Origin of the sequence: Halorubrum sp. PV6 (assembly GCF_003990725.2) — an archaeon.
Classification (GTDB): Archaea; Halobacteriota; Halobacteria; order Halobacteriales; family Haloferacaceae; genus Halorubrum.
The window spans coordinates 47,626-70,787 of the sequence record NZ_CP030064.1; the positions used below are offsets into that span (position 1 = coordinate 47,626).

The window sequence follows — 23,162 nt, forward strand, 5'->3', positions numbered from 1 at the left end:
CCGCGACCGTTCGACAGGGGTGCGTAAACCAGTTTCGTCACGGCGTCTCCGTCGGCTTCGTCGCGTTCGCCGGGCCGTCTCCGGCGCTCGACCGCCGCGCGAAAAAAAGTGTGCGGTGTCCGCTCAGATCGGGCGCTCGTCGACGTACCCGCGTTTACACTCCGGACAGATGTCGCCCGCGCGCATCGAGTTGCCGTCGGCGGCGCGGGTCATCTCGCACTCGGGGCAGTAGTACTCCGTCGTCACCTCCGAAGTCGACGTCTCGAGGTCGGGGCTGTCCCCGCGGGTGATCCCGACGCCGTTGTTGAGGCCGTCTCCGGAGCCGGCGCCCGCCTCGCCCGCCGGCTGTGCGGGCGCCTCGACGTACTCCGCGTCCTCGCCCTCGGCCGGCGCGTCGGCGGCCTCCGGCGTGAGCCCGCCGCCGAACTCCACGCCGTCGGCGTTTCCGTCGCCGACCTCGGCGCTGAAGCCCTCGTCTTCGCCGGGGTGCTCGGGCCACGGCGTCGGCTCGTTCTCCGCTTCCGGCGCCTCGTCCACGTCGGGCCACGCGCCGCGCTCGCGGTCGTCCGCGGGTTCGGCCTCGTCGTCGAGGATCACGCCGTCGTCCGTCTCGGCGCGCTCCTCGTCGGCGGGCGTCTCCTCCGGCGCCGTCTCGGCCTCCGGGTACGCCGCGTACTCGTCGTCGTCGCCGAGCCCGCCGTCGTCGCCCGCGTCTCCCGCCTTCGCGGGGCCGTCGTCGATCAGTTCCGCCCCGTCGTCTCCGCCCGCCGCGGTGTCTGCGTCCGCTGTCTCCGCCTCTGTCCCGACGGCATCCGCCGGATCGGCGGCTTCGGCCTCGCCGACCTCGTGGGCCGTGTCGTCGGAGTCGCTGTCGTCGTCGTCGATGATCACGGCGTCGTCGGCTCCCTCGCCGTCGACTCCGGCGGCGGCGGCCGCGGCGACGCCCGAGTTCGGCTCGCCGCCCGGCTCGCCGCCCGCCTCGCCGCGGTCGGCCGGCTCGTCGCCCGCGGTCGTCGGGTCCGGTCCCCCGGCCGCCTCCGCGGCGGTGGCCTCGTTGGTCAGTTGCTCCATCGTCGTGACCTCGGTGTTCTCGCTGACGACCTGCGTCTCGCCGCAGCGAGCGCAGGTCTTCACCTCGGTGACGGTCGTGACGACCTCGTTCCCGTCCTCCTCGCGCTCGCGCCGTAGTTCGGGCTCGCCGAAGTCGTGCCCGAGCAGACACCTGAGTCCCATTATGCCCAACCTGCGGTGCCGAAGGTAAAAAACGCCCCGTCCGGCGTCAGACGCCCGGCGCACGTCCGTCTCGGCCGCGGGCGCCCTCTGCCCCCGCGGGCGGTGACGTTACACAGACTCTTTGTGGGTCGGTCGCGTACCGTTCGCTCGTCTATGCCAACCGTATCCTACCAGGGCGAAGAGATCGAGTGTGAGGAGGGTGCTCTGCTGCGCGACGTTTTGAAAGAGGCCGGCCTCTCCGTGTACAACGGGAAGATGGAGCAGCTGAACTGCCGCGGGGCGGGGTCGTGCGGCTCCTGTGCCGTCCAGGTCGACGGCGAGGTCAGCGAGCCCGGTAAAAAGGAGAAGGCCCGCCTCTGGTTCCCGCCCCACCACCCGAGCCACGACGTTCGCCTCGCGTGTCAGACCCGCGTCGAAGGCGACGTCGAGGTGACCAAGGGCCGCGGACTCTTCGGGCAGCACGTCTGATCCGGCCCCGTCGCTCGCGAGTCTTTTTACCTGACGTCGGTGGAGTACCGTCGCCCGGCGCCGTTCGATACCTGTCGCTCGCCTTCCTAGCGCCGTCGCTCCCCGTCGCCCGGCGCTGTTCGATACCTGTCGCTCTCCTTCCTAGCGCCGTCGCTCCCCGCCGCCCGCCCGACAGTCCGGCGGCAGCGACGCTCAGCGGTGAAATAAGCACCCGCGTCGGACGTGAATCCGGGGGCGGGCAGAAGTCTTGTTGTCGCGTGTCAGAGTCGCGTTCGGCGTCAGCCGGACCGACCCACCGTATCGGATCGGCTTACTGCCGAACGACGTTGGACGCGCGCGGACCCTTGGGCGAGGACTCGATGTCGAACTCGAGCTCCTGGCCCTCTTCGAGGTCCGGCCCTTCGACGTCTTCCATGTGGAAGAACACGTCGTCGTCAGCGTCGTCAGTCTCAATAAATCCGTAGCCGCCAGTGTCGTTGAAGAAATCAACCTTTCCGGTCGCCATTGCATTCTAACGAACGCCCCTTCCGGTAATAAGGATTGCGAGTGTACAGTTACCACGCGTGTAGGCGGACGTTTGTTTTCACAAAGAGCAGTTATCGAGACGATCGGTGAACGTACACGCCGACTCCCTCCCCTCTGCCGACCGATCCGTCGGTTCTCTCGTCCGGAATGCGACGACAGAGGGACGTTTATACTCACCCGCGGTCATCTGTCCGACGTGTTCCGATCCCTCCGCGAGAACGGCCCGGCGCTGCTCGTGCCGGCGGCGTGGTCCGTCGTCGCCGCAACGGTGCTCGGCCTCGTCTCCACGCACGCCCTCTTCGTCGCCCACGTCGTCATGAGCGTCCTGCTCGTCGCCTTCGTCGTCGCCTCGTGGCGCGACATGGCCGCGGGCGCGCTCCGCACGTGGAAGTTCGTCATCGTCGCGGGCACGCCCGTGACGCTCGCCGGCGTCGCGGGGTTCCTCGCGCGCGGCGACGCGGTTCCGGCGCTCGCGGCCGCGGTCCCGGCCGACGCGCTCCTCGCCGTCGCGTTTTACGGGTGGCTGTTGTTGCCCGCGCCCGCGTTCGTCGACACCGGCCGCCGCGACCCGAATACCGCCCGCCGCGCGGTCTACTACGTCGCCGCGGCGTGTTCGGTCGCCGGCGCCGGCGTCGCGCTCGTCGCGACCTCCCCGACGCAGGTCGTCGCGGGAGTCGCGCTCGTCGCCGTCGGCCAGACCGCGGGCATCCTCGCCGCGACCCTGTTGTACTGACAGCCGGCCGGACTCGCGGTCGCGTCCCGCCGCGGTCGCGCCACTTCCCTCCCGGCTTCCCCCGCCGCTCACTCCTCAGCGCCCGCCTCGCCGAGCGCCCGCCGAAGCGCCCGCTCGTGGAACTCGACCGCCGCGTCCCGCCCGACCGGCGGATACCGCGGGTTCGTCACCCGTCCGCTCCCGTCGACGGCGGCGCTCGCCACGGCCGCCACGCGGTGCGCGCGGGCGTCCGGCGGCGGCGTGGCGACCGACTCGTAGCCGGTGCGGAACGCCCGCCGGAGCGGTTCGGTCTCGCTCGCCGGCACGTACCAGTCGACGACCAGGTGTTCGGCCTTGGCGACCGACACGCCCGGCGGGGCGGCGAGCGGGGCCTCCCAGTCGAGGACCGCCGTCACCGCGCCGTCCGCGACGAGCGCGTTGCCCGGCCGGAGGTCCCACGGGAACAGCCGAGGGTCGCGGGCGCGGGCGACCGGTTCCCGGACCGCCTCGGCGAGCCGCCCCCGGAGTTCGTCGAACTCGGGCGGCAGTCGCGCGACGTGTCGCTCGCCGAACCGCCGGACCCAGGCCGCCGCGTCGGTCGGCTCGTGGACGGCGAGCGGCTCGTCGGGGTCCGCCACCGAGTCGGTGTCCGCCGCGACCGCCAGCCGACCGCACGCCGGGAACCGGAACGCCTCGTGGACGGCCCCGAGGTACCGGCCGAACGCCCGCGCAATGTCGCGCTTTCCCGTCGCCCCCAGCTCGACGAACGCCTCGTGGAGGTCGCGCCCCTCGACCAACGGCGTGACCAGCCACCCCGTCCCGTCGGCGACCCCGTCGCCGATCGGCCGGGGCACGGGAACGCCGGTTCGCTCGCCGAGGGCGCGTAAAAGCGCCGCCTCGGTTCGGATCCGCGTCGGGTTCACGGCGCGCTGGACGACGACCGGGGGCGCGGTCTCGAACCGGACGACCTCCGTTCGCTTGCGGTTCCCCCGGCCGAGCGACTCGACGCTCGCCGGCGTCGCCCCCGGTCGCGTCTCGGCGAGCGCCCGGTCCAAGACCGCGTCGCTCACGCGTTGGGCTCCGCGTCGCGTCTCGCGGTCAGCAACGCCGTCACCCCGTCTAACGAGTCGACGACGTGGTCCGGGCTGTAGGGCGCGGCCGCCTCGTCGGGGTCGGCGCGCAGCCACGCCGACTGCAGCCCGGCGTTGTGCGCGCCGGCGACGTCGTACGCCAGCGAGTTCCCGACGTACAGCGTCTCTTCGGGGGCGACGGAGAGAGCGGCCGCCAACCGGTCGAACGGCTCGGCGTGCGGCTTCCGGCGCGGCAGGTCGCCGGCGTACACGATGGCGTCGACGCGGTCGCCGAGCCCGAGCGCGTCGACTTTCGCCCGCTGCCGGTGTTCCGGGCCGTTCGTGAGGAGGCCGACGGGCCCCACCTCGGCCGCGGCCGACAACGCCTCTGTCGCGCCCGGCAGGTACGTCACTCGCGAGTCGTCGGCGACCGCCTCGAACGCCTCGGCGAGGGCGACGGGGTCGACGTCGCGGCCGTGTTGGGCCGCCAGCCGCGCGAACCCCGCGCCGAGGTAGCCGACCCTGTCGTCTGGGTCCGGCGGGCCGTCGAGCGCCGCCCACAGCACGTCCGGCTCGCCGAACGGCTCGACGCCGGCCCGCTCGAAGGCGCGGCGGTACAGCGCCTCCACGTCGTGGTCGGGACGGCACAGCGTGTTGTCGAGGTCGAAGGCGACCGCGGTAATCCGGCTCATGGTACGACTGAGGTCCCGCGCGGCGAAGTCCGTTTCGACGACCCCCGCTCGGTACGCCCCGCTTTCGCGGTCCCGTCCGCGTTCCCCTAGTCCGTCGCTTTCGGCTCCGCCCCGGCGGTCGCGTCCGCTCCGCTCGCCGGGTCGTCGTCCGGGCGCGTGTACCACCACGCCCACAGCAGCAACACGCCCTGGAGGGGGAGCCGTGCCCACGCCCCGGCGCTGGCGACGCCAGAGAGGCGGTCGGGGACGGCCTCGGCCGCCACGCCGTCGGTCGCCATGTACACGTTCGCGGGGAACACGGCCCCCAGAAGCGCCATGATCCCCCACGCCGACCCGCGCCGCGTCCGGTCGAACTGCATACCGAGCCCGAAGGCGACCTCCGCGATTCCGGACAGGTAGACGAGCGCCCGCGGGCTCGGGAGCCCCGGCGGGACGACCCGCGCGAACGCCTTCGGCGCGAGGAAATGCGTGATCCCGGCGATCACGTACACCGCGCCCATCGCTCGGCCGGTTCCCCGCTTTCGCTCCGCTACGGTCTCCGCGAGCGATCCTCCGGCGTCGGTTGCGTCGGCGACCGCGCCGACGCCGGCGTCGCCGCCGCTTCGATCCGCGCGGTCGTTCGAGACGAGCCCGACACAGGTCGTGACGATTTCGGAGAGTGACATGGGTTCGGGTGACGGACGCGGTCGGCGTGACCGACGCCACGGTCGTTACGTCCACCTGCGGCCGAGGCATAATAAACGATTGCGTGCGACGGCGACGCCGCTGCGGCGCGCTCCGTCTCGCCACCCGAAGTGCCTCTTTTAAATGACCGGCGCCAGCCGCGTCGGGCCGACCGCGAGGGGTTGCCGTCACTCCTCGTCCGCGGGCGCCCGCGTCCGGGGGACGAACGTGTACGTCACCCCGTCGTCGAGCACGACGTAGATCCCGCGATCGGGGTCGTGGACGACGCGCCGTCCGGAGTCGATGGCGACGTCGACGAGGTCGCCGAGGGTCCGGACCGACACCCGATTGCTCCCGAGGCGCCCGACCGATCCGGTCGAGACCCACTCGCCGTACCGGACGCGGCTCGCGGTGGCGACCGCCTCGGGATCGCTTTCGCGCCGCCCGAGGACGGCGATGCCGAGCCCGCCGACCGTGAGGAGCGTCCCGCCGGCGAGCCGCGATCCGGGAACGTCTCTCGCGGCCGGGACGGTGCGCTCGACGGGCGTCGCACGGGTCGTCGACGCCTCGCGCTGGTCGCCGAACCGGTACGTGACGTCGTCGGTCACGAGCGGCGTCTCGACGGTGAGTCGGTCGACGTACCGGCCGGAGTCGACCTCGGTCTCGGCCACGACGACCGTCTCGACGCGACCGGCCGTCCCGACCTCGCTCGCGACCGCCGCGAGCCGCGTGTTCCGGTACTCGGTCACGTTCAGCGACGCCTCGGTGGTGTGCGTGCCGTCGGTCACCTCGACGGTCTCGCCCGCGAGAAGCTGGCGCTCGGTCCAGAACGCCTCGCCGTCCTCGACGGCCCGAGTGACGAGGTAGACGCGCTGGGTGACCGTCACGAGCCGGTCTTCGGGGAAGGTACTCGTGACCGCGAGGTCGACGGCCGGCGTCGCGGCGGCGAGGTACACCGGCGGCTCTGCGAGTCGCTCACCGGCGGCGAAAAGGGTCGTCTCTCCGGTCACGACGGCGCTCGTCGTCAGTTCGAGGTTGAACGTCTCGACCGCGTGCTGTTCGGTGACGGTCGTCGCCGCCGGCGACCCGGCGTAGGCGACCCCGACCGACCCGAGCAGGACCGCCCCGGCGACGAGGAGCGCGAGGCCGACGAGCGTGCCCCGCGTCGTGAGGAACCACCGCGCGCGCTCCGCCCACGGCCCCATTATCGGCCCCTCCGCGAACTGGTGAACTGGTGTGCGTACATGTACTGAACCCCGACTCGGACCCGTATAAACCGGGAATCACCTCGTCGTGACTCGTCGCGTAACCCGGGGGTAACCTCGAACGTCCTCGCTCACGACGATTCGGATTCGAACACTTCCTCGTCGCCGCCGGCGACATCTTCCACCTCGATGCGCTCGCTCTCGACCTCGCCGCTCGCGTCGAACAGGCGGACCGTGATGCGGTAGGGGTCGCCGAACCGCTGCCCGCGTTTGCTGAACGAGAGCTCCCCTTCCAAGGCGGACGACGATTTCGTCTCCGTCTCCTCCCGATCGAGATTGTCGAACTCGGCGGTCACCCGCTCGAACGTGTTTTCCGGGTCGTCAACCTCGTATTCGACGACGTACACCGCCGGCCCCCCGTTCCCCCGCCTGGACTCGTCTTCGATCTCGACTTCCTCGAACGACGGCCGCGCCGCCGGCGGCGCACAGCCCGCCGCGTCCACGCTCGCCCGACGCGTCGCGACCGCGGAGAAGCCGTCTGCGGCGGTCGCCTCGACCGTGAACGTCACCGCGGCCGGCGCGTCGTCACAGGAGACCTCGACGGCGACGACGAGCGAGTCGCCGGACGCGAGCGTCCCCGCGTCGTTCGAGAGCGTCCCGACCGCCTCCGCCAGCGTCACGGTCACCGCCACGGGCCGACCGGCGCGATTCGTGACCGTCACGAGCCGGCTCTCGGCCCCGGCCGCGACGCTGGGAGCGACGTCGAGACCGAGCACGCCCGCGGCGTCGCTCGCGACGGGCAGCGTGGAGCCGCGATCGAGCGAGGCGGCCGTGTAGGCCCCGGACCCGCGCGCGGCGGCGAGACCGACCAGTCCCGCGCCGGCGGCGAGGAACGCGCGACGCGTGCCCCGAGGCCCGCCGCTCGCCGCTCGCGGGCGTCGGCGTCGCGGCGGCCGGCGCGTCACCGCGACCACCGCCGGAGGGCCGGCGCGCGCAGGGTCGCCAGCGGGCGGAGCGGCACCCGACCGTCGAAGCAGACGCGGTAGCCGACCGCGAACGGGAGGAGGCCGGCGCCGGCCGAGGCGACGGCCGCGAGGAGGGGATGGAGCCGGTGGAGCGCGAGAAGCGTCCCTTCGGGCAGCGTCGCGGGGTACGGGTACACCCTGAGCGTGGCCGTGATCGCCCCCGGCTGCGGCGGGGTCCGCATCGCGAGCGGGAGCGCGTAGGTGCGCTCGGACAGCACCGGGACCGTCGCGTCGACGAACGGAACCGGAACCGCTCGCCGGTCGTTCGCGGCGGTGTACGGCGCGAGCGCCGACGCGGTGACGGTCCCCTCGGGGAGCCCGTCGACGGCGGCGCCGTCGGTCTCGACGAGGAGCGTCGCCACGGGCGACTGGACGACCGAGACGCCCACCTCCCGGACGACATCGGCGTCGGCCGGGAGCGACGTCCCGACCCCGGCCTCGGTGACGACGAACGAGGCGTCGTAGCCGGCCGGAGCGATCGCCACGAGGGCGACCGTGACGACGAACGTGGTCGCGACGACCGGCCAGACGACCGCTCCCGACCGAAGCACGGACCGACCGACCCGGCGACGACGCGGGCGGAGCGTCGCCGCGAGCGCGAGGAGCGCGAGCCCCCCGAGGAGGGCGCCGAGGTTCCCGCTGACCGCGCCGGCGACGCGCCCGAAGCCGGGCACGACGACGGGGCGCCCGCCGACTTCGAGGAGGACGCCCCGGACGGCCGCGTCGGTCACGACGGGCGCCCCGGCCGCCTGGTCGGTCGCGGGGTTCGCGTCGCCGCGGGTGAGGTACCCGCCGGCCTCGCGGCCGACGACGCGGTGGGTCACGAGCTCGCCCGTGCGGGCGTCCTCGTAGGTGACGACGTCTCCCACGTCGACGTCGCCCGCGGGGACGAGGACGAACCCGTCGTCGACCCCGAGGGTCGGCTCCATGCTGTCGGAGTACACGTACCCGAAGCCGAGCGGGGTCACAGCGGAGAGGGCGAGGGCGACCAGCGCGGCGAGGGCGACGACGGTGAGTGCGGTCCGGAGCATGGTGTGAGTGTACTGAAACGGTGGGAATCGAGCGGTTCTGGAGGTGCGGCTACGTCAGCGAAGCGGTTACACCGCGGCGTTCGCGTTGTCGTCGATGTCGAACGAGAGCGTGCCCGAGAGGTCGCTCCCGCTGGTGAGGACGGCGGCGTCGCCGTGGCCCGTGTCGACGGTGATGACGACGTAGAACGTCTGGCCGGCAGTGGCGCTGAACGACTGCCCGTCGGTCTCCTCGGAGAGGGTTGCGACGGCGCTACCCTGGTCGTCGTAGACGACGAACTCCACGTTATTGTCTTCGTTCGCGTCGTCGGTCGTGGCTGCGTACGTCGCGACGATATCGTGGGCCTCGGCGTCGTTGTTGGTCACGCTGAACGCGTGTGCGTTCTTCGCGTCGGCGCCGTCACCGAGGACGAACTGCGCGTCGGTGTTCGCGCCGCCCGCGGTTCCCTGCTCGAAGTCGATGGCGAGCTGCTCGTCGGCGTAGTAGACGAGCGGGCCCGAGGTCCCGTCGGTGAGCGCGAGGAGGCCGTCTTGGTCGGCGACCACGTCGATGTTCGCGGAGCGGTCGACGTTCGCCGCGGTAAACGCACTGGTGCTGATGGACGCGCCCGCCGCGAGGAGCAGCAGGGCGACGATCACGGTGGTGAACAGTCGGGTCATTGCAACCGTACCGGCGACGGGTCGGGGTATATACCGGCCGTAACCACGGGGCCGCCGGGCGGGTCACCTCGCGGTTACCACGGGGCGCCGATCAGGTCGGCGCCGGGAGCAACAGGTCCACGCGCGTCCCCTCGCCGGGGGCCGAGGTGAGCCAGATCGCCCCGTCGTGGTACTCGACGATGCGCTGACACAGCGCCAGCCCCACGCCGGTGCCGTCGACGTCCGTCCGCCCCAGCCGCTCGAACACGTCGAACGCGCGCTCGACGGCCGACTCGTCCATCCCCGCGCCGTCGTCCTCGACGTACACGTGGCGCCACTCGCGCGACCCGTCGAGGCCGTCGGCGACCGACTCGGGAAGCGCGGCCGGGTCGACGGCGTCTCTCGCCCCCACGTGGACGCTCGGGCTCGCCGAGTCGTTGTACTTCACGCCGTTGTCGATCAGGTTCTGGAACAGCTGGACGAGCAGGCGCGGGTCGCCCCGCACCGTCGGCAGCGAGTCGGCGGTCACCGTCGCGTCCGCGTCTTCCACGCGAACGGTGAGGTTGAGCCGGGCCTTGTCGACCACGTCCGCGAGCGGGGTCGGTTCCAGGGCGCCGCCGCGGCTGTCGACGCGGGAGTACTGGAGCAGCGCGTCGATCATCGACTGCATCCGCTCGGTCGCGTCGACGGCGCTCTCGACGAGGTCGAACGCGCGCTCGTCGAGCGTCGACCCGACCCCGTAGAGCTCTTCCAGCAGGGTGAGGTAGTTCCCGACCGTCCGGAGCGGCTGCTTCAGGTCGTGTGAGGCCGCGTATGCGAACTGCTCTAAGTCCCTGTTCGAGCGGCGCAGCCGGCGTCGCGTCTCCCGGAGCTCGGCCTCGCGCTCGGCGCGCTCGGTCACGTCGCGGTACACCCAGAGGTTCGCCTCGCCGTCCGGCAGCTCGTAGGGCACGTAGTCGCGTTCGAGCCGCCGCCCGTCGGCCAGCGTCAGCGGCTCGTCGGTCACCGGCTCGCGCGTCGCGATGCGCTCGTTCACTCGGTCGACGAACTCCTCCGGCGCCTCGAACACGTGCTTCAGGTCGTGTGCAGCCGCGGCGCAGTCCGCGCCCACGAGCGACGCCGCGTCGACCGGCACGTCGAGCAGGTCGCACAGCCGCTGGTTCACCGCGAGGATGTCCCGGTTCGGGTCCTCGACCAAGACGCCCGCCGGGAGCGTGTCGAGGACCGTCCTGAGGACGGTGTTCGTCCGTTCGAGCGTCTCCTCGCGCTCGACGCGCTCGGTCGTGTCCGCCGCGACGACCAGCGCCTGCCGGCCGGTCTCGCCCGGAACCGAAAGCGGGACCACGTCGGTCGTCACCGTCCGAGCGCCGCCGTCGGCGTCGACCAGCTCCTCGTCCGCTATCCTGACCGGGTCGCCGGTCTCGATGACCCGCTGCTCGGCGTCGCTGACGCCTCGGTCCCCCTCGCGGCCGAGACGAGGCGGACCGGTCGCCCCCTCGAGCTCCTCGACGCGGACGCCGCGCGCGGCCGCGGCCGCCTCGTTCGCCAGCCTGTATCGCCCGTCGGCGTCCGCGACGACCACCTCCTGCGGGATCGTGTCGACGACCGTCCGGAGCGTCTCTCGGGCGCGTCGCGCCTCCTGTTCCGCCCGCCGGCCGGCGCAGGCGTCCGCCAGTCGCTCGTGTAGCGGGGCGAGCGCGGCGAGCGTCCCCTCAGAGAAGGGCGCCCCGTTCTTCACGACGACGAGCGCGCCGAAGTCCGGCAGGTCGAACAGGTAGTAGTGGGAGCCGTCGTGGGTCCCCACGATCGGCAGCGTCTCGTCGTGCCAGGCGGACTCGGGCTCCGCGCCCTCGGCGACGTGACCGGTCGCCGCCTCGAACGCCTCGTTGAACGTCGGCTGTCGCGGGATGCCGGCGACGAGGTCGTACGTTGCACCCCCGTCCGGCGCCTCGCGGCGTTCGAACACCCCGCCGGTCGAGCAGTTCAGCCGCCTGAGATACGACGAGAGCGCCGTCCGAGCCACCGCCGCGACCGTCTCCCCCCGACCGATGGAGAGCGCGATCTCGTAGAACACCTGGATCTGCTCCGGCGGGGTCGCCGTCGTCTCCCTCACAGCCCCTCCACCACGCCGACGACCGCCGTCTTGTTGTACAGTTCGAGGAACTCGCGCCCGGAGTTGGCGATCTCGCCGACGGTGAGCGCGCCGACGAGCGGCCCCGCGTCGCCCTCGCCCACCGCGGCGAGCTCCCGGTCGAACTCGTCGCCGAGGTAGAGCACGCGCGAGATGCAGTCGAAAAACAGCGTCTCGCCGCCCGCGGTCGACGCCGACTCGCGGGCGGCCGCCGCGGCCTCGCGGGCGGCCGCCGCGGCCTCGCGGGCGGCCGCGACGAGCGAGTCCGGCTCGCCTTTCAGGACGTGGACGAACGACCCGGCGGGGACCTCGCCGAAACAGCGGATCCCGCCGTCGGCCGTCGGTTCGAACGGGTCGCGGACGATCTTCTCGGCCTCGAACCGGCTCAGCCCGAGCGGGTACGACTTCGCCACCTCGAAGAAGTTGTCGGCGGTCAGCTCCCGGCCGATGTCCGGCTCGATGAGGTCGCGGTACACCTCGAACGCCGGCTTGTCACCGAGGAGGCGCACCACGGGGCCGTCGGCGTCCGTGACGCGGAACGGCCCGGCGAACTCCCGCCAGCCGTGACTCACGCCGACGCTTCCAGCCGCGCGGGTGGCCGCGACGACGGCGGCGTCCTCGACCCAGCCGTCCTCGGTCAGGAGACACGGCGCCTGCTCCATCGAGAGCGACCCCGCCCCGCCCCCGAGGACGGTGACCTCCACGCCGTAGGCGTCGAACAGCGCCCCGACGAGCGCCTCCGTCCGGGTGGCGAACGCGTCCGCGAGGACGAACGCCGTCCGATACCCCTCGACGAGCAGGTCGGGAAGCTGCGCGTCGAAGTCCGCGTCGGGATCGCTCAGCCCCTCGACGGGGGTGACGGCGGGCGCCTCGCGGAGGCCGAGAAGCAGCGTCCCCGTCTCGCGGGCGGTCCCGTCGGCGATCACCTGCGGGAACGCCCCTCCGAACGCCGTGAGCGACGAGCCGGCGAGTCTGTCGGCGAGGTCCGTCGCGTGAGGGCCCGCGGCGTCGGTCGCGAGGACGAGGAGGCCGGACACGTCGGGGTCGGCTTCGAGCGCGTCGAGCGCGGGGCCGACGGGGGAATCGGGGGGAACGTACGTCTGCTCCATGGGACAGTTGCTCGTCCAGAGGGTGGCGAGATATATTAGCGCATCGTCAGGTCACGGGGGTCCGCCGCTCTGCACGGGCCGCGGTCCCCGGTTGCCGGGGGTGGACGGGAGCGTCTCTGACCGGCCGGGGACCGCGCGCGGGGCGCCTCTGACAGCGAACCCGCCGAGGCGGCTGGATCGCGCTCCGGTTCGGGTTCGACCCCGGACGAATCGTTCGCCCGACCGGGCCTGTAGTGGCGGTGACGCGCGGGCCACCCCCGAGGGTCACCTCCAAGTTATTAGCCAGCCTGTACTTCGACACGATAACAGAGGCGAGACCACAGATGACCACGAACACCCCCGCCGAGGGACCATGACCGACACGGACGGCACAGACTCCGCGGCCCGCTCCCTCCTCGGAGCGAAGTGGAAGCCGCGCATCCTCGCGGCCCTCGCGCAGAACGGGCGGCTGGGGTTCGGGGACCTCCAGCGGGAGCTCGGTGGCATCTCGAACAAGGTGCTCTCGAACGACCTCGAGGACCTCCTCGAGTACGACACCGTGACCAGAGACGTCGTGCAAGAACAGCCCGTCCGCGTCGAGTACGAACTCACCGCCGCCGGGAGCGACCTCTACGACATCGTCGAGCGGATGGCCGACTGGGACGCGCAGTACGTCACCGGCGCCGGCCGCCCGACCCTCCTGATCGCCGAAGACGACGTTCGCCAGATAGAGCTGTACTCGCTGTGGCTCTCCGCGACGTACGACGTGGTGACCGCGACGGACGGGCGCGAGGCGCTCGACGCCCTCGACGCGTCGATCGACGCGGCCGTCCTCGACCGGAAGCTTCCGGTCCTCCACGGCGACGAGGTCGCCGACGCGGTCAGGGGTGGTGGCGAGTACGTGCCAGTGGCCCTCCTCAGTTCCGAGCAGGTCCGTCCGACCGACGTCTCCCTCTCGGCGGACCTGCTGCTCTCGAAGCCCATCGGCCGGACGATGCTGGAGAACGCCGTCGCGGAGCTCCTCCGGTTCGAGTCGCTCTCCCCCGCGGCCCGCGATGTCCGCGGGCGACGACACCGGCTCGCGTTCGTCAGGGACCAGCTCGGGGCGACGGTCGAAGAGACCGGCCCCTTCGCCGACGCGGCCGAGGAGTTGGCGCGCATCGAGGCGGAGCGGAGCGTCGCGCTGCGCGAGCGCGAGCCGTGGCGTCGGCTGGTCGACGAGTCGGGTGACGCCCTGACGGAGGACGCGGATGCCGGCGGCTGACCGCCGCGCGGAGGCGAAACACTTCCTCCCCCGGCTCGCGTACGTCGAGGACAGCGACCACGACGCCCTCATGTTCGAGACCGTGGTGGAACGGCGAGACCTCGCCGCCGAGGTGGTCCGGGTCGCGAGCGTCGCCGCGGCCGAACGGTTCGCCGCCGACCTCGCGAGCGGCGACGCCCCGCTCCCCGCGCTCGTCTTCGTCGACATCGACCTCCCCGACGGCTCGGGGCACTCGGTCGTCGCCGGCCTCCGGCGCCGGTTCGACGAGGCGACGCTCCCGGTCGTCGTGTTCAGCGGGTCCGACGACCCCGGCGACATCGACCGCGCGTACGACGCCGGCGCGAACTGCTACCTGATCAAGCCGCTGGCGTTCGGCGAGTACGCCCGGCGCGTCGCGGGAGCGTGCCGGTTCGCGGCCGCGACCGCGGGCGGCGAGCGCCGACCCGCGCCCGAGGGCCGCTGACGCCCGCCGGGTAAAGCTACTTTTAATCACCGACCGACGGTCGAGTGTGAACACCGTGGCCGCCGACCAGTCCGTGCTCCTCGTGGAGGACAACCCTTCCGACGCACAGGTGTACCGGACGATGCTCCAGGAGTTACAGGCCGACCCGCTCGAAGCGGTGGAGACGACGGGCGTCGACCACGTCGAGTCGGTCGAAGCGGCGATCGATGCGACCGCAGCGTCCGGCGATCCCTACGACGCGGTGTTGCTCGATTTAAACCTTCCCGACTCGCGGGGGTTGGCGACCGTCGAACGCGTGCTCGACGCCGACCCGTCCGCCGCGGTGGTCGTCCTCACCGGCGCGGGCGACGAGGAGATGGGGAAGCGAGCGGTCGCCAGCGGCGCGCAAGACTTCCTGATCAAAGACCACGTCACGCCGCGGGTCCTGGTCAAGACGATCAGCTACGCCGTCGAACGCAAGCGACAGGCCGCGACGCTGGAGCGACAGCGCCGCCGGCTCGCCGCGCTCAACTGGCTCGTCAGACACGACATCCGCAACGACGCGGCGGTCGTCCTCGGCTGGGCGGAGGGGATCGACCCCGAGAACCCGGCGGAGGCGCGCGCGGTCTCGCGCATCGTCGAGGCGGGCGAGAGCATCGTCGCGTCGACGGAGTCCGCCGGCGCACTCCTCGAGGCGCTCGACGGCGACGGGGACGCGCTCGTCTCGGTCGTCCTGAACGACATCGTCGAAGAGGAGGTAGACCGGCTCGAACGACGCCACGAGGGCGTCCGGACGGCGGTCGGCGGCCTCGACGACACGGTCGTCACTCGGGCCGACCGATTCCTCGGCGTCGTCGTCCGGAACCTCCTCGACAACGCGGTCGTCCACAACGGCGCCGACGCCCCCGAGGTGACCGTCGACGTCCGCGAACGCGAGGAGACGGTGGTCATCGAGGTTGGCGACAACGGCGCCGGGATGCCAGAGCGAGTTCGGCGCGTGGTCGCCGAGGCGGACGACCCGACCGACCTCACCGACGTCGGCCTCGGCCTCTTCCTCGTCGGAACGTTCGTCGAGCGGTACGGCGGGACTCTCTCCGTCGAGGCCGATCCCGACTCAGGGACGCGCGTCCGAGTCACGCTCGAACGGGCTTAAAAACGGCCCCGCGCGCTCCGCTGCGCGCGACTCGTCTGGTTCAGAACCCGCTCGGCGTCGTTTCTGCACCTCTTCACTTCGGTCGTCGCCGCAGAATATGCCGCCTCCCGGATTTGAACTTCCGAAAGACTCGCTTCGCTCGTCTTTCGACTTCCCGCTCGCTCCGCTCGCGGGAACGGGGATTGCCCGATCTTCGATTGAGTTTCTACTACTCACGTGGAAACCGCGTCGAAATAGGATGCCGCCTCCCGGATTTAAACCTCGCCGAGACGTGCTCGATCCGCTGCGCGCGACTCGTCTGGTTCAGAATCCACTCGGCGTCGTTTCTGCGCCTCCTCACTTCGTTCGTCGCCGCAGAATATGCCGCCTCCCGGATTTAAACCTCGCCGAGACGTGCTCGATCCGCTGCGCGCGACTCGTCTGGTTCAGAATCCACTCGGCGTCGTTTCTGCGCCTCCTCACTTCGTTCGTCGCCGCAGAATATGCCGCCTCCCGGATTTAAACCTCGCCGAGACGTGCTCGATCCGCTGCGCGCGACTCGTCTGGTTCAGAATCCACTCGGCGTCGTTTCTGCGCCTCCTCACTTCGTTCGTCGCCGCAGAATATGCCGCCTCCCGGATTTGAACCGGGGACAGCTCGATCTTCAGTCGAGTGCTCTCCCAGTCTGAGCTAAGGCGGCTCGCATCTCGAAGAATGGCGATTCGGGACAAAAGGATTTCGAAAGGCGGCGGGAAGGTACGGGGTCCGGACGAACGGTGTCGGCTCCCCGTTTCACTTCGCTTCATGGCCACCGCCCGCGGTGTCGCTCGCAGCAGCAGAGTGGGACCGCCCGGATTCGAACCGAAACCGAACGTGCTCGCTCCGCCGTCGCTGCGCGCGTCCGGTAGGGTTCGAATCCGATCCACGGCTGCTGCTCGCGGTGTCGCTCGCAGCAGCAGAATGGGACCGCCCGGATTCGAACCGGGGTCACGGGCACCCAAGGCCCGGAGTATACCACTAACCCACGGTCCCGCACCTGTATATACCTCAATCGACCGCTAAAGGGTTTCGTTGCGAGACGGACTCCGCCGTCGCCGGGATTGCTCCCCTCGGCGACGCGCCCTGCGCCCGGCTCACTCCTCGTCGTCGCGAAGTTCGAGGTCGGCGACGATCTGGTACGGGTCGGTCCCCTTGCGGATCGCGTCGAGCATGAAGAACGCCTCGTCGGGCGCGAGGAAGTGTCTCGTGATCCCGCGGCCGAGCGGCGTCGGAGAGAAACCGTCGATGAACTCCCACTCCAACAGCTTCCCGATCGCGTGTTTCGTCGGCACTTCGCCGATCATCCGGTCGTTGAGCCGCTTCGCCTTCTTGCCCGCGACGACGATGTTCGCCAGCGTCTCCTCGACCGCGGCGGTCTCGTCGTAGTGCGTCGCCACGTCCTCCATTTCGCCTTTAAGCAGGGTGAACGCCACCTCGTCTTCGGTGCGGTCCATCGAGTTGTGATAGACGCCGTCGGGTTCGACGAGGAGGTAGACGCGCCCGCGGTCGTGGTAGTCCGGGCGCCCCGCTCGCCCGAGCATCTGGGAGAACTCCTGGACCGAGAGCCACTCGATGCCCATCGCCAGCGAGTCGAAGATGACCTGCGAGGCGGGGAAATCGACGCCAGCCGCGAGCGCCGCGGTGGTGACGACCGCCGAGAGGTCCTGATCCCCGAACATGCGCTCGACCTTCTTCCGCCGACCGTAGTCGAGGCCGGCGTGGTACGGCGCGGAGTCGTATCGGAGCTTCCGGCTGATCTCGTGACAGCGCCGCCGGGAGTTGGTGAAGATGATCGTCTGCCCGCGGTACCCCTTCGACGACTTCGTGTCGAACTCGCGTTTCACGAGTTTGTCGGCGATCTGCGCCTTCTCGCGGCTGTCAGCGAAGGTGACGTGGCGCTCGATTGGGACCGGCCGCTCCTCGTACTCGATCAGCGTCGCGCGGAGGCGCTCGGCGAGCCACTCGGGGTTCCCGACGGTCGCGGAGAGGTAGACGAACTGCGTCCCGTCGTATCCCGAGTGGGTTCGCATCCGCTCTTCGCTGTAGTATTTCAGCCGCGAGATGAGTCCGTCGAGGCGGTGGCCGCGCTCGCCCTCCTTCAGCGTGTGGACCTCGTCGATGACGACGGTGCCGACGTCGCCCAGGTCCTTTCCGGTCCGGAGCGCGTGGTCGATCCCCTCGTAGGTGCCGACGATCACGTCGGCGTTCGGGTCGAAGCGGTTGCCGTCGTCGTTCACCCGCGAGGAGCCGACGCGGATCGAGACGTTCAGGAGGTCGCCGTAGCGGTCCCTGAAATCCTCGTGTTTCTGGTTTGCGAGCGCGACGAGCGGCACCAAAAAGAGGAGCTTCCCGTTCCCTTGTAGCGCGCGGTTGATCCCCGTCAACTCGCCGACGAGGGTCTTGCCGGTCGCGGTGGCGCTCACCACGAGTTGGTCGTCGCCGTTTAAGAGGCCGTTCCGGACGGAGAGGCTCTGTACGGGGAGCAACTCCTCGAAGCGCCCCTGGACGTGCGCCGAGAGGTCCGGGTGCAGGTCCAGGTCCTCGGTCCGCACCGGAGAGATGTCGTCGACGTTCGCGGAGACCTCGTCGTACTTGGTGAGGTCGGGGTCGAGCCCGCCCTGCAGGAGATTGATTATCCGATTTAAATCGCCCGACTCGTACAGTAACTCCTCTAATCGCTCTTCGGCGGCGCCCGTGAACTCGCCTTTATACGAGAGCTCTCGCTCCAACTCCCGCCGAGCGCAGTCGCGGCAGATCAGCTCGTCGTTGTGTTCGACCGCGCTCTCGCTCGTGATCGGTCCGTATCGGCCGTCGTTCGCACAGCGCCGGCAGGTCCGGACGGCCGTCGCCTCCAGCTGGTAGCCGTCGAGCATCGCCTTCAGCCGCGCGCGGTTCTCCGGCGAGGTCTGCTCGGAGATGCGGATCCGGGCGGCGGCGCGGGCGAGGTCGACGAACTCGTCGGGCTGGCGAGGCTGGTCCTCGCCGTCGCGGGTCACGCGGAACCGCCCCGGCCGCGGCCCTGCGCTGGTCTCCTTGAGTTCGAGTCGCCCGCGGAGCACCCGGTTCCCGTCGCGCGTGGCGACGACCGTGTAATCGCTCCGCGCCTCGTGGAGGAACAGCGTCTCGACCTCGGCCAACTGCTGTGACACTGCCCGTCGGTATGCGAGCGAGGTATTTCAGGAGTTCGGCTCGGCGCGTCGGCGGTGCTACGCGAAAAAAGCCTGCAGAGAACGGGGCCGTCCCGATCGGGCGGAACCGTCGCCGTGTCGACGAGTCGATCCGCTTACGAGACGAGGAGCTTCTCGCCGCGGTCGACCGTGATCCGGCACGGCGGCGAGAGCTTGTTGTACGCACGGCGGAACGCCTCTTTCACGACGGCTGCCTGCTCGACGTCGCAGTAGGCGGTGAAGACGATGTCGCCTTTGTTCAGTCGCGCGGCCGTCCCGACCGGCTTGCCGAACGCCTGCCGCATCCCGTCGGAGACACGGTCCGCGCCGGCGCCGGTCGCCTGCTTGTTCTCCCGGATGACCTGGTGGGGGAACTTGCGGAGGGTCATCTTGTAGTTGCCCTCGCCGAGCTCCTTGATCAGGTGGCGGTTCGCCGAGAGGCGCGCGCTCTCCAACGAGCCGTGTCGGATCTGCAGCTCCTCCTCGACGCGGAGGCTGATCTGGACGGGGTAGTCGTCCGGCTCCGCGGAGAGGTCGCCCATGTTGTGCTGGGCGATCTTCGAACCGGGAATGCCCGTGATGTATTCGCGGCGAGTGTACGACGGCTTGTCGATCGTCCGATACATAGAGGCGGGTTTGTCAGACATGGCTACTTGTCCGATGTAGCCCCCGCTGCGGCGATAAAGCCTTCGATACCACGGCGTCGTTGTCGGCTCGTTGCCGGCTGTTTCGGGCGTTTTCCCCACAAAGCGACGTGTTGACACACCACTCTCACACCTGCTGGACGCCACCTGTTCACTCTTCAGGGGTCGGTTCGAGCGCAACGTGGTCGAACCCGCGATCGGCGAGTCGCTCTGCGGCGCGGTCCGTAATCGACGGGGCGACGAGGACCCCGCGGACGGTCGTCTCGCCGCCGTCTCCGGGGCCGTCGACGCCCGACTCCGCTCTCACTGCCCGCACGTACCGCGCCAACTGCCCGACCGCGTCCGGGCCGACCCGCCGCCGTTTCAACTCGACGACGACTGGGTTCCCGTCGGCGTCGTGGCCGAACACGTCCATCGGACCGGCGCTGGAGGGGCGCTCGGTCTCGCGGGGCGTAAAGCCCGGTTCGACGAGTTCCGGCCGCTCCAATATTCGGGTCCGCAGGTCCTCTTCGCTCCCGTGGAGCGTGAGGTCGCGCCCGCCCGTGACGGCCATCGCAGAGAGCTGGTGCACCCGGTCGAAGCGGACCGTCAGCGTCTCGTCCGGGTTGCTTCGGGTCGAGCGGACCCGGAGCGTCCCCTCGCGGACGGCCGCGCGGTGTTCAGACCCCGGTGGCTGCCAGTTGACCGGCTGGCGCCCTTCGTCGGTGTGGACGAGGGCGGCCCCGTCGGGCTTTAAGACGCACAGCCGGTCGCCGCTCCCGAGGTCGGAGGCGGCGCGGCCCTCGTAACTGACCGTACAGCGGCCGAAGAGGGTTATCAGGTCGCCGCGCTCGAAGGCGTCCTCGAGCTCCCAGAGGGCCTCGCGGTGGCTCGGGTCGTGGACGCTCGTGACTGTCACTGACGACGGTAGGGGTCGCCGATAAAAAAGACGCGCGCTCGGTCGGCCGCGTGGCCTCCCCGCTACGCCCCGCCGTCGTCGCGCCGTGAGACGACGATGCCGGCGACGAAGAGCACCACGCCGACGGCGAACGCCGCGATGCGAAGCGTCGTGTCCGAGAGGAGGATTCCAGCCAGGACCGCCACGCCGAATCCGCTGTGAAGCACTGCCGTCAGGTTCATACGACGCGTACGGACGCGCCGCACTAAAGCCGGTCGAACCGCGCTGTCGCCGGACCGCGGCCGGCGGCTCCGACTCCCGAGTTAGGTGCCGTGCTCCCAGCTGTCCATGTACTCGCGCTGCTCGTCGCTGAGGGCGTCGTGTTCGACGCCTTCGGCCGCGAGCTTGATCTCGGCGACCTCGCGGTCGAGCGCGTCGGGGACGTCGTGGACGCCCGGCTCGTACGCGTCGCCGTTCGTCGCGAGCTCACGGACGCAGACCGCCTGCACGCCGAAGCTCTGGTCCATGACCTCGACCGGATGCCCCAGCGAGATGGGCGCCGCGAGGTTGACGAGCCGCCCCTCGGCGAGGACGTTCAGGACGCGACCGTCCGCCAGCTCGAACCCCTCGACGCCGTCGCGGACCTCGTAGCGGTCCACGGCGAGGTCGTCGAGGTCCTCTAAGTTCACCTCGACGTCGAAGTGGCCGGCGTTGGCCAGCAGCACGCCGTCCTGCATCTGCTCGAAGTGCTCGCGGGTGATCACGTCGCGGTTGCCCGTCGTCGTGATGAACACGTCGCCCTTCTCCGCGGCCTCGACCATCGGGAGCACCTCGTACCCCTCCATGTGCGCTTCGAGCGCCTTCCGCGGGTCGACCTCGCAGACGATGACGTTCGCGTTCTGGCCGGAGGCCTTCTTCGCGACGCCCTTCCCGCACTGGCCGTAGCCGCCGACGACGACGTTCTTGCCGGCCCACGAGAGGTTCGTCGTCATCGCGATGGTCGCGAGCGACGACTCGCCCGTGCCGTGGACGTTGTCGAACAGCTGTTTCATCGGCGTGTCGTTCACGGCGAAGACGGGGTAGTGCAGCTCGCCGTCGGCGTCCATCGCGCGCAGGCGGTCGACGCCCGTCGTCGTCTCCTCGGCGCCGCCGACGATGGAGTCGATCAGGTCGGGGTACTCCTCGTGGACGAGCTTCACCATGTCCATCCCGTCGTCGACGGTGATGGTCGGCTCGTGGCCGAGGCAGGCGTGCATCGCGTCGTAGTACTCCTCGTCGTCGACGCCGCGGACCGCGTAGGAGGTAATCGACTCGTGGGTGTCGAGCGCGGCCGACACGTCGTCGTGCGTCGAGAGCGGGTTACACCCGGTGATCGCAACCTCGGCGCCCCCGTCGGCGAGGAGTTCGACGAGGTTCGCCGTCTTCGCCTCGACGTGCATCGCCATCGCGATGGTCTCGCCGGCGAGCGGCTGCTCGTCGACGAACTCCTCGCGGAGCGCGTTTAAGATCGGCATGTGTTGGAGCGCCCAGTCCATCTTCCGGCGGCCCTCCGTCCGAGCCGTGTCAACGTCCGTGAGGTGCTTTGACACCGGCGGATACGCGGTTTCGCTCATACGCTTCAGTTCGCTCACGCCGCACTAAACCCTGCCGACACCGTTCGCGTCGAAAGCGGAGAACAGGACCGAACCGCTCGCGTCTCGGCTACCGCGTCGCTCGCGCGTCAGTTGCGGGGGCCGTTGCCGTTGCCGTTCCCGTTACCGGGGCCGGCGTCGTCGTCATCGTCGTCTTCCTCGTCCGCTTCATCGTCTTCCTCATCTTCCGCGTCTTCCTCGGCGTCGTCCTCCTCGGCGTCACCCTCCTCGGCGTCGCCGTCGTTCTCTTCGTCCGCGTCGTCGCCTTCGTCGTCGCCTTCGTCATCGCTTTCGTCGTCGTCGTTCCCGTTACCGGCGTGAGCCGGGGGGCCCTGCCCGCCGTCGTTGCCTTGGCCGGCGTGGTCGGGCGCGTTCCCGTTGCCGGGCGCGTCGCTCTCGTTTTCGTCGCTCTTGTCGTTCTCGTCCGCATCGCCAGCGTCGTCAGGGCCGCCGGGACCGCCCGCGTGGTCCGGGGCGTTACCGGGGTTGTTCTCCGTCACGAAGTCCGAGACGGCGGCGCCGATGCCGCCCTCGCGGTCGCTGACCTGCTCGATGAACTCGCGGACGAGCTGTCCGAACGGCTTGGCCTCCGCGTCGTCGCCCTCGGTCGTCAGATCGACGGTGGTCGAGGCGGTCTCGTTCCCGAACTCGGCGGTCACGTCGACCGTGACGTTCTCGTCGGCGGCGGGGAGGGTGACGGTACCGTTCGCGTCCGTCTCGTAGGTGCCCTCGCCGACGTAGGTGACGTTCTGCCCCTCGGCGGTCGTGACGTTCACGGAGGCGTTCGCCGCGGCCTCGCCGTCGTCGGTGACCGTGACGACGGGCTCGCCGTCGGCGTCTTCCACGTCGACTTCGAGTCCCTCAGGGGCTTCGAGGTCGACCGTCGTGGAGACGGAGTCGTTCTCGACCTCTGCGGTCACGTCGACCGTGACGTCCTCCGCGGCGGCGGGGAGGGTGACGGTGCCGTTCGTGTCCGTCTCGTAGTCGCCCGTGCCGGCGTAACTGGCGTTCCCCTCGGCGGTCGTGACGTTCACGGAGGCGTTCTCGACCGCGGTGTCGTTATCGGTCACCGTGACGACCGGCTCGCCGTCGGTGTTCTCGACCTCGAGTTCGAGGCCGTCGGGGGCTTCGAGGTCGGCCGTCACCGAGGCGGAGTCGTTCTCGGCGGCCGCGACCACCGCGACCGTCACGTCCTCTTCAGGGGTGGGGAGTTCGACGCTTCCGTTCGCGTCCGTCTCGTACTCGCCCGCCCCGCTGTACGACTCGTTTGCCGCGTCGACGACGCTCACGTTCACCGTCGCGTTCGCGACCGCGGTGCCGTTCTCGGTGACCGTGACGACCGGCGCGTCGCCGCCGTCGTCGACACTCACTTCGAGGTGCCCATCGGCGGCCGCGACGCCCGTCATCGCGCCGAGCGCGACGACCGCAATCAGCAGCATGCCAATCGTGCGTTTGCTCATGTCCACTCGGGTCGTGACACTGTTACC

General features: G+C 70.5%; 22 protein-coding genes and 2 tRNA genes. 5 read left to right on the forward strand and 19 right to left on the reverse strand.

From position 1 onward, the window contains the following. Positions 1–123 precede the first annotated feature (123 nt). Complete coding sequence (locus DOS48_RS14000; protein WP_127116352.1) at positions 124–1,233, reverse strand: hypothetical protein; 1,110 nt, start codon at positions 1,231–1,233, stop codon at positions 124–126. A 153-nt stretch (positions 1,234–1,386) separates the two neighbouring features. Between DOS48_RS14000 and DOS48_RS14005 the strand changes: the two genes are divergently transcribed. Further along, positions 1,387–1,701: a 2Fe-2S iron-sulfur cluster-binding protein gene (locus DOS48_RS14005; protein ID WP_127116353.1), complete on the forward strand. Its 315-nt coding sequence runs from the start codon at positions 1,387–1,389 to the stop codon at positions 1,699–1,701. Between the two features lie 310 nt (positions 1,702–2,011). On the opposite strand, the gene DOS48_RS14010 is transcribed toward DOS48_RS14005, so the two are convergent. Continuing rightward, positions 2,012–2,206, reverse strand: coding sequence for a cold-shock protein (locus tag DOS48_RS14010; RefSeq protein ID WP_004048101.1), 195 nt, complete (start codon positions 2,204–2,206; stop codon positions 2,012–2,014). A gap of 216 nt (positions 2,207–2,422) precedes the next feature. Between DOS48_RS14010 and DOS48_RS14015 the strand changes: the two genes are divergently transcribed. Next, positions 2,423–2,959 carry a hypothetical protein gene (locus DOS48_RS14015; protein ID WP_127116354.1) on the forward strand — a complete coding sequence of 179 codons (537 nt, stop codon included), beginning with the start codon at positions 2,423–2,425 and terminating at the stop codon, positions 2,957–2,959. A gap of 68 nt (positions 2,960–3,027) precedes the next feature. On the opposite strand, the gene DOS48_RS14020 is transcribed toward DOS48_RS14015, so the two are convergent. From DOS48_RS14020 to DOS48_RS14060, 9 genes are all read right to left on the reverse strand, one after another. Next, a complete protein-coding gene (locus DOS48_RS14020) occupies positions 3,028–4,008 on the reverse strand; it encodes a phosphotransferase family protein (RefSeq protein WP_127116355.1) in 981 nt (326 codons plus the stop codon). Further along, a complete protein-coding gene (locus tag DOS48_RS14025) occupies positions 4,005–4,700 on the reverse strand; it encodes an HAD family hydrolase (RefSeq protein WP_127116356.1) in 696 nt (231 codons plus the stop codon). Before DOS48_RS14025 ends, DOS48_RS14020 begins: the two co-directional genes overlap by 4 nt. 86 nt (positions 4,701–4,786) lie before the next feature. Further along, positions 4,787–5,365 (reverse strand): hypothetical protein, encoded by a 579-nt coding sequence (locus tag DOS48_RS14030; protein ID WP_394353600.1) that lies wholly within the window; start codon positions 5,363–5,365, stop codon positions 4,787–4,789. A 186-nt stretch (positions 5,366–5,551) separates the two neighbouring features. Beyond that, positions 5,552–6,568 carry a DUF5305 family protein gene (locus tag DOS48_RS14035; RefSeq protein WP_127116357.1) on the reverse strand — a complete coding sequence of 339 codons (1,017 nt, stop codon included), beginning with the start codon at positions 6,566–6,568 and terminating at the stop codon, positions 5,552–5,554. A gap of 131 nt (positions 6,569–6,699) precedes the next feature. Continuing rightward, positions 6,700–7,533, reverse strand: coding sequence for a hypothetical protein (locus tag DOS48_RS14040; protein ID WP_127116358.1), 834 nt, complete (start codon positions 7,531–7,533; stop codon positions 6,700–6,702). After that, positions 7,530–8,624, reverse strand: a complete 1,095-nt coding sequence (locus DOS48_RS14045; protein WP_127116359.1) for a signal peptidase I — start codon at positions 8,622–8,624, stop codon at positions 7,530–7,532. The genes DOS48_RS14040 and DOS48_RS14045 overlap by 4 nt, the downstream gene beginning before the upstream one ends. A gap of 66 nt (positions 8,625–8,690) precedes the next feature. Further along, a complete protein-coding gene (locus DOS48_RS14050; protein ID WP_127116360.1) occupies positions 8,691–9,281 on the reverse strand; it encodes a hypothetical protein in 591 nt (196 codons plus the stop codon). Positions 9,282–9,372: 91 nt separating this feature from the next. Further along, a complete protein-coding gene (locus DOS48_RS14055; RefSeq protein WP_127116361.1) occupies positions 9,373–11,373 on the reverse strand; it encodes an ATP-binding protein in 2,001 nt (666 codons plus the stop codon). After that, positions 11,370–12,500, reverse strand: coding sequence for an FIST signal transduction protein (locus tag DOS48_RS14060; protein WP_127116362.1), 1,131 nt, complete (start codon positions 12,498–12,500; stop codon positions 11,370–11,372). The genes DOS48_RS14055 and DOS48_RS14060 overlap by 4 nt, the downstream gene beginning before the upstream one ends. Before the next feature lie 352 nt (positions 12,501–12,852). Between DOS48_RS14060 and DOS48_RS14065 the strand changes: the two genes are divergently transcribed. The 3 genes from DOS48_RS14065 to DOS48_RS14075 are packed head-to-tail and all read left to right on the forward strand — an operon-like array spanning position 12,853 to position 15,338. Then, the gene (locus DOS48_RS14065) at positions 12,853–13,743 is read left to right on the forward strand and encodes a winged helix-turn-helix transcriptional regulator (protein WP_127116363.1); all 891 of its coding nucleotides are present in this window, start codon (positions 12,853–12,855) and stop codon (positions 13,741–13,743) included. After that, a complete protein-coding gene (locus DOS48_RS14070; RefSeq protein ID WP_127116364.1) occupies positions 13,730–14,206 on the forward strand; it encodes a response regulator in 477 nt (158 codons plus the stop codon). Before DOS48_RS14065 ends, DOS48_RS14070 begins: the two co-directional genes overlap by 14 nt. A 46-nt stretch (positions 14,207–14,252) precedes the next feature. Then, positions 14,253–15,338: a hybrid sensor histidine kinase/response regulator gene (locus tag DOS48_RS14075; protein WP_127116365.1), complete on the forward strand. Its 1,086-nt coding sequence runs from the start codon at positions 14,253–14,255 to the stop codon at positions 15,336–15,338. Positions 15,339–15,943: 605 nt separating this feature from the next. Here the strand turns inward: DOS48_RS14075 and DOS48_RS14080 are convergent. The 8 genes from DOS48_RS14080 to DOS48_RS14115 all read right to left on the reverse strand — a co-directional run bounded on the left by DOS48_RS14080 (position 15,944) and on the right by DOS48_RS14115 (position 23,135). Next, positions 15,944–16,017 (reverse strand) — tRNA-Phe (locus DOS48_RS14080). Between the two features lie 261 nt (positions 16,018–16,278). After that, positions 16,279–16,349: transfer RNA gene (locus DOS48_RS14085), tRNA-Pro, on the reverse strand. A gap of 101 nt (positions 16,350–16,450) precedes the next feature. Further along, on the reverse strand, positions 16,451–18,505 hold the full coding sequence (locus DOS48_RS14090; RefSeq protein ID WP_127116366.1) for a DEAD/DEAH box helicase: 2,055 nt from the start codon (positions 18,503–18,505) through the stop codon (positions 16,451–16,453). A 134-nt stretch (positions 18,506–18,639) separates the two neighbouring features. Beyond that, complete coding sequence (locus DOS48_RS14095) at positions 18,640–19,170, reverse strand: 50S ribosomal protein L16 (protein ID WP_127116367.1); 531 nt, start codon at positions 19,168–19,170, stop codon at positions 18,640–18,642. A 148-nt stretch (positions 19,171–19,318) separates the two neighbouring features. Beyond that, on the reverse strand, positions 19,319–20,065 hold the full coding sequence (gene nucS / locus DOS48_RS14100) for an endonuclease NucS (protein ID WP_127116368.1): 747 nt from the start codon (positions 20,063–20,065) through the stop codon (positions 19,319–19,321). 62 nt (positions 20,066–20,127) lie between these two features. Next, on the reverse strand, positions 20,128–20,286 hold the full coding sequence (locus tag DOS48_RS14105) for a hypothetical protein (protein ID WP_168654231.1): 159 nt from the start codon (positions 20,284–20,286) through the stop codon (positions 20,128–20,130). A gap of 81 nt (positions 20,287–20,367) precedes the next feature. Continuing rightward, complete coding sequence (locus DOS48_RS14110) at positions 20,368–21,657, reverse strand: adenosylhomocysteinase (protein ID WP_127116369.1); 1,290 nt, start codon at positions 21,655–21,657, stop codon at positions 20,368–20,370. 107 nt (positions 21,658–21,764) lie between these two features. Continuing rightward, complete coding sequence (locus DOS48_RS14115) at positions 21,765–23,135, reverse strand: DNA primase (protein WP_127116370.1); 1,371 nt, start codon at positions 23,133–23,135, stop codon at positions 21,765–21,767. Between the last annotated feature and the right edge of the window lie 27 nt (positions 23,136–23,162).

Coding starts and splice junctions, on each gene's coding strand:
- DOS48_RS14000 (WP_127116352.1), bottom strand. CDS start 1,233: ATGGGACTCAGGTGTCTGCTCGGGCACGACTTCGGCGAGCCCGAACTA.
- DOS48_RS14005 (WP_127116353.1), top strand. CDS start 1,387: ATGCCAACCGTATCCTACCAGGGCGAAGAGATCGAGTGTGAGGAGGGT.
- DOS48_RS14010 (WP_004048101.1), bottom strand. CDS start 2,206: ATGGCGACCGGAAAGGTTGATTTCTTCAACGACACTGGCGGCTACGGA.
- DOS48_RS14025 (WP_127116356.1), bottom strand. CDS start 4,700: ATGAGCCGGATTACCGCGGTCGCCTTCGACCTCGACAACACGCTGTGC.
- DOS48_RS14030 (WP_394353600.1), bottom strand. CDS start 5,365: ATGTCACTCTCCGAAATCGTCACGACCTGTGTCGGGCTCGTCTCGAAC.
- DOS48_RS14035 (WP_127116357.1), bottom strand. CDS start 6,568: ATGGGGCCGTGGGCGGAGCGCGCGCGGTGGTTCCTCACGACGCGGGGC.
- DOS48_RS14045 (WP_127116359.1), bottom strand. CDS start 8,624: ATGCTCCGGACCGCACTCACCGTCGTCGCCCTCGCCGCGCTGGTCGCC.
- DOS48_RS14050 (WP_127116360.1), bottom strand. CDS start 9,281: ATGACCCGACTGTTCACCACCGTGATCGTCGCCCTGCTGCTCCTCGCG.
- DOS48_RS14060 (WP_127116362.1), bottom strand. CDS start 12,500: ATGGAGCAGACGTACGTTCCCCCCGATTCCCCCGTCGGCCCCGCGCTC.
- DOS48_RS14065 (WP_127116363.1), top strand. CDS start 12,853: ATGACCGACACGGACGGCACAGACTCCGCGGCCCGCTCCCTCCTCGGA.
- DOS48_RS14070 (WP_127116364.1), top strand. CDS start 13,730: ATGCCGGCGGCTGACCGCCGCGCGGAGGCGAAACACTTCCTCCCCCGG.
- DOS48_RS14095 (WP_127116367.1), bottom strand. CDS start 19,170: ATGTCTGACAAACCCGCCTCTATGTATCGGACGATCGACAAGCCGTCG.
- DOS48_RS14105 (WP_168654231.1), bottom strand. CDS start 20,286: ATGAACCTGACGGCAGTGCTTCACAGCGGATTCGGCGTGGCGGTCCTG.
- DOS48_RS14110 (WP_127116369.1), bottom strand. CDS start 21,657: ATGAGCGAAACCGCGTATCCGCCGGTGTCAAAGCACCTCACGGACGTT.
- DOS48_RS14115 (WP_127116370.1), bottom strand. CDS start 23,135: ATGAGCAAACGCACGATTGGCATGCTGCTGATTGCGGTCGTCGCGCTC.